Here is a 4,321-nt window from a genome sequence, read left to right as displayed (position 1 = left end):
GTCCTCATCGTCATCGTGCCCGACCTCGCGGCCTATGAAGTGTTCTGCAACGAATGCCTGCTACACGACGCCAACGTCAGAAGCTTTACGACGCACATCGTGCTCGATGCACATCGGCGCCGGAATGCGCTCCAAGTAGCAGTCAATGAGCGGTGATCGGGGTAGTCACAATTCAACGACGTCGTAGGTGGAATTTCTATCTGCCACACAGTTGAAATGCGTTCCTGAGTGAGAGGGCAAAGGAGACAGGCGCTGGCATGGCCGACCACCCGTATTGCCGCCAGCATGGCACCCCCATCTCCGACAGACGTTATTCCCACGGAATAGCTGATTGCCATGAATAAAGTCCGTCGCGGAATTCCTTTGAGATGAATACCTTTCGGCTACTTTTTCTGCGGTTTTTGACCTAGCAAAGTCCGTCGAAGATTCCAGGGCTGCGCAAAGATTTTCGACAACTAAATGAAGTACGTCGAAGACATCGCGTTGACGCATCTTTACCTGCACCTGATCGGCGATTTGCGGCGGTCAGCCATTGCCACCTCCGGATCCTGCGGGTAGTATGCTGGCGATTGCTGCGGCGTGAACAAAGTCGAAGAGGCCTGCGTTGGAGCACCAGTTAGTCCGAAGTAACCGCTCTGATAGACCATGAGAGAAATTCGCCTCTGCTGGGCCGCACATGTTGTTCATCACGAAGCCCAGGTCAGGGACGGCGGACTGTGGACTCCGGCAACCGAGGAGATACGCCGTGACTATCAGATCATTGCCGACGTTTGCAATGAGGTCTACGGCGCGGGTTCACACTGGATCCAAGAGCGCGAAGCATAGGGTATGCCTATATCTAATGCTTGAACACGCAACCGGTAATCACCTTGAAATCTGATTCTGGTGGTCCGGCCCGAGGATTTACTCCAGACTTCAGCGGGATACAACACTTACGGCGTCTGAAGCGTTCCATCTACAAGTCGGGTTTGCGTCCACGTTGTTATGACATTTTCACAGGGGTACTTTTTGGCTTCCACTTCGTCCAGATCCACACCCAGGCCTGGCTTGTCATTGGCGTAGACATAGCCATTCTTGAACTCCGGGAGTCCGGGAAATACATCCAGCAAAGCAGCTTGGGGGCCTTTCAACTCCTGGATCACAAAATTGGGAGGCTCCGTACCGGACCACTCCTGAACACCGAAATTCCGGGCCGCCAGATCAATATGAATATTTGCCGCATGAGCCAACGGTGACATATCGCCCGGGCCATGCCATGCCGTTCTTACACCGAATTGCTCAGCAAAAATCTGCAATTTTCTGCCAGGCGTGATTCCGCCGATTTGACTCAAATGAACCCGGATGTAGTCAATCAACTGTTCGGTGATCAGAAACTTCCACTCGTAAGGGTTGTTAAACAGCTCGCCCTGTGCCAAGGGGATGCTGGTCTTGGCGCGCAGCTGGCGCATCCAGTTGCCTTCTTCCAGCGGAATGGCGTCTTCCAGGAAAAACAGGTCAAACCGCTCCAGCTCGTGAGCGAACTTGATTGCCTCAATAGGCTTCAGGCGCTCATGCACGTCATGACAAAGCGCTACATCAAAACCCACCTTGTTGCGAATGCCGTCAAACAATTCGAGCGTGTCACGCATGTATTTTTTGCTGTCCAGGTAGACACCATCCAGTGACCCCTTTGGGGCGTTGGATGGTGCCGGTCCATAACCACCACCGCCGTAGCCACCGCTTTGACAGCGAATGTGGGTGATACCCTGCTCCTGGTACTTCTGGATGTTGTCGCACAGCTCGCTCAGGTCCTTTCCGTCCGCGTGTCGATAGATAGGTACGCCTTCGCGGCACTTTCCACCAAACATCTGGTACAGCGGCATGTTGGCCATCTTGCCCTTGATATCCCACAACGCCATGTCCACGCCCGAGATGGCGTTGTTCTCGATAGGCCCGTTGCGCCAGTAGGCGTTCTGGTGCATCAGCTGCCACAGTTCCTCGATGGCCGTGGCGTCGCGGCCCAGCAGCAGCGGCCGCAGATACTGCTCCAGCAGGCACTGCACCGCCAGGTGCCGGTAGGCAAAGGTCGCGCAGCCCAGGCCGTACAGGCCCGCCTGGTTGGTCTCGATCCGCACCACCAACAGGTTGATGCCCTCGGGCGCGGTGAGGATGACTTTGACGTCGGTAATCAGGGTCGCCATTGCATGCTTTCTCAATCAAAGTTCAGTAAGACCTTCATCGCCTGCGAGCGATCTGCAGCGAGTGCGAACGCGCGAGCCGAGTCACGGTAGGACAGCGTGGCCGAGATCAGCGGCTTCACGTCCACCAGCCCCTTGTTCAGCAGCTCCACGGCCATGGCGAATTCCTCATGGAAGCGGAAGGCACCGCGCAGGTCGAACTCCTTGGCCACCAGGGTGTTGATCGGCAGCGTCATCTCGCCGCCCAGGCCCAGCTGCACTAGGATGCCGCGCGGCCGCAGGGTGTCCAGCGCGCCGCGCAGCGCGCGCTCGTTGCCGCTGGCTTCGAACAGCACGTCGAACTGGCCTTTGTCAGCTTTGAAGCGCGCCAGGCCCTCGGGCTCGTCGGCTACGTTGATGGCCTCATCGGCGCCGACTTTCAGCGCCTTGCCCAGGGTGTGGTCGCTGACATCGGTGGCCACGATATGCGCGGCGCCGGCGCGCCTGGCCGCAAGAATCACCAGCGCGCCAATCGGCCCACAACCCGTGACTAGCACCGACTTGCCCAGCAGCGAACCGGCGCGGCGCACCGCATGCAGCGCCACCGCCAGTGGCTCGGCCATCGAGCCTTCGCCATCGCTGACACTGGCCGCCAGCCGGTGCGCCTGGTGCGGCTCGACCACGATCTCCTGCCGAAACGCGCCCTGCACATGTGGGTTGCGCATGGCGCTGCCGTAGTAGCGCATGTCCAGGCAATGGTTCTGCAAACCCTGCTGGCAGTAGCGGCACTGGCCGCAAGGGTTGCTGGGGCAGACGGCGATGCGCTCGCCCGCAGTGAAGCCGGTTACATCGTCGCCCACCGCCTCGATGACGCCAGCGATCTCATGGCCTAGCACCATCGGCTCCTGCAGACGGATGGTGCCGAAGCCCCCGTGGTTGTAGTAGTGCAGGTCCGAGCCGCAGATGCCGCCGCAGCGTACCCGCACGCGCAACTGGCCGGGGCCGAGCTCGGCGGTGGGAAAGGTTTCGACGCGCAGGTCGCCGGCGGCGTGGATGACGAGTGCTTCCATGGTGTTGTGCCTTTGTACGCAGATTTACTTCTGCAGATGGATGTCGCCGGCGGGGTTCTTGAGCCGGTCGAACGCGTTGTTCATGAAGACCTGGAAAGTGGCGGAACAGCTGTGCCGTCACAACACGGCGAGCATGCCGCCATCGACGTAAATGATTTGCCCGCTGACGTAATCAGAGGCCGCGGAGGCCAGGTAGACCGCGGTGCCGGCCAGCTCGTCGGGCCGGCCCCACCGGCGTGCCGGGGTCCGGGCCTTGACCCAGGTGTCGAAGGCGGGGTTCTGCAACAACGCGGTGTTCATCTCCGTGGCCATGTAGCCGGGACCGATGGCGTTGGCCTGGATGCCGTGCTCGGTCCATTCGGCGGCCATCGCACGCGTCAGCATCTTGATACCGCCTTTGGCCGCCGTGTATGGACCGACCGTGGCGCGCGCGGCCTCGCTGGTCAGCGAGCCGATGTTGATGACCTTGCCACCACGGCCGCGCGCGATCATGCGTTTGGCAGCCTGCTTGCCGACGATGAAAGCGCTGGTCAAGTTGGTGTCGATCACGCGCTGCCAGTCCTTGAGCTCCAGATCGACCAGGGGCATGCGGTGCTGGATGCCGGCGTTGTTGATCAGGATGTCGACTTCTATGCCTTGCTGGTCCAGCGACGCGAACGCGGCGCCAACAGCCGCTTCGTCGGTCACGTCGAACGGCAGGCCCAGCGCGTCATGGCCCAGGGCGCGCAGCTGGGCCACGGCCTGCGCGACCTGCTCGGTGTTGCGCGCGTTGATCACGACTTTGGCGCCCGCCTCGGCCAGGCCGTGCGCGAATCCGTAGCCCAGGCCGCGGGCGGACCCGGTGATGAGCGCCGTGCGCCCGGTCAAGTCAAACAGTGTGGGCATGTGGTTTCCGTTTCGTTGTGTCAGTTATCGATGTGGTGTCCGGCCCGGGTTCAGGGCCGGTCCAGTGCGGTGTGGACGCTGCCGCCGCGCAGGCCGACCTCGCCCAGACCCGGAAAGCGGACCTGAACATCGGCATCCTTCGGGCTGGGGATCGCGCCTACCCAGGAGCCCGTGGTGACTACCGTGTTCGCTGCAACCGTGCGTCCGCCG

At 60.8% G+C, this 4,321-nt stretch carries 3 protein-coding genes; all 3 read right to left on the bottom strand.

Translation table 11 applies throughout. The features are described from left to right. Window positions 1-932: 932 nt before the first annotated feature. Window positions 933-2,180 (bottom strand): enolase C-terminal domain-like protein, encoded by a 1,248-nt coding sequence (locus tag AC1D1P_RS15790; RefSeq protein ID WP_477673626.1) that lies wholly within the window; start codon window positions 2,178-2,180, stop codon window positions 933-935. 11 nt (window positions 2,181-2,191) lie between these two features. After that, window positions 2,192-3,226 (bottom strand): L-idonate 5-dehydrogenase, encoded by a 1,035-nt coding sequence (locus AC1D1P_RS15785; RefSeq protein WP_477673625.1) that lies wholly within the window; start codon window positions 3,224-3,226, stop codon window positions 2,192-2,194. Window positions 3,227-3,343: 117 nt separating this feature from the next. Next, window positions 3,344-4,111, bottom strand: a complete 768-nt coding sequence (locus tag AC1D1P_RS15780) for an SDR family oxidoreductase (protein WP_477673624.1) — start codon at window positions 4,109-4,111, stop codon at window positions 3,344-3,346. Window positions 4,112-4,321: the final 210 nt, after the last annotated feature.

This window comes from Polaromonas sp. P1_E1_2 (assembly GCF_056406035.1).
The sequence above is the reverse complement of the archived record's forward strand: the minus strand, read 5'-3'. Positions and strand labels throughout refer to the sequence as shown.

Coding starts and splice junctions, on each gene's coding strand:
- AC1D1P_RS15790 (WP_477673626.1), bottom strand. CDS start 2,180: ATGGCGACCCTGATTACCGACGTCAAAGTCATCCTCACCGCGCCCGAG.
- AC1D1P_RS15785 (WP_477673625.1), bottom strand. CDS start 3,226: ATGGAAGCACTCGTCATCCACGCCGCCGGCGACCTGCGCGTCGAAACC.
- AC1D1P_RS15780 (WP_477673624.1), bottom strand. CDS start 4,111: ATGCCCACACTGTTTGACTTGACCGGGCGCACGGCGCTCATCACCGGG.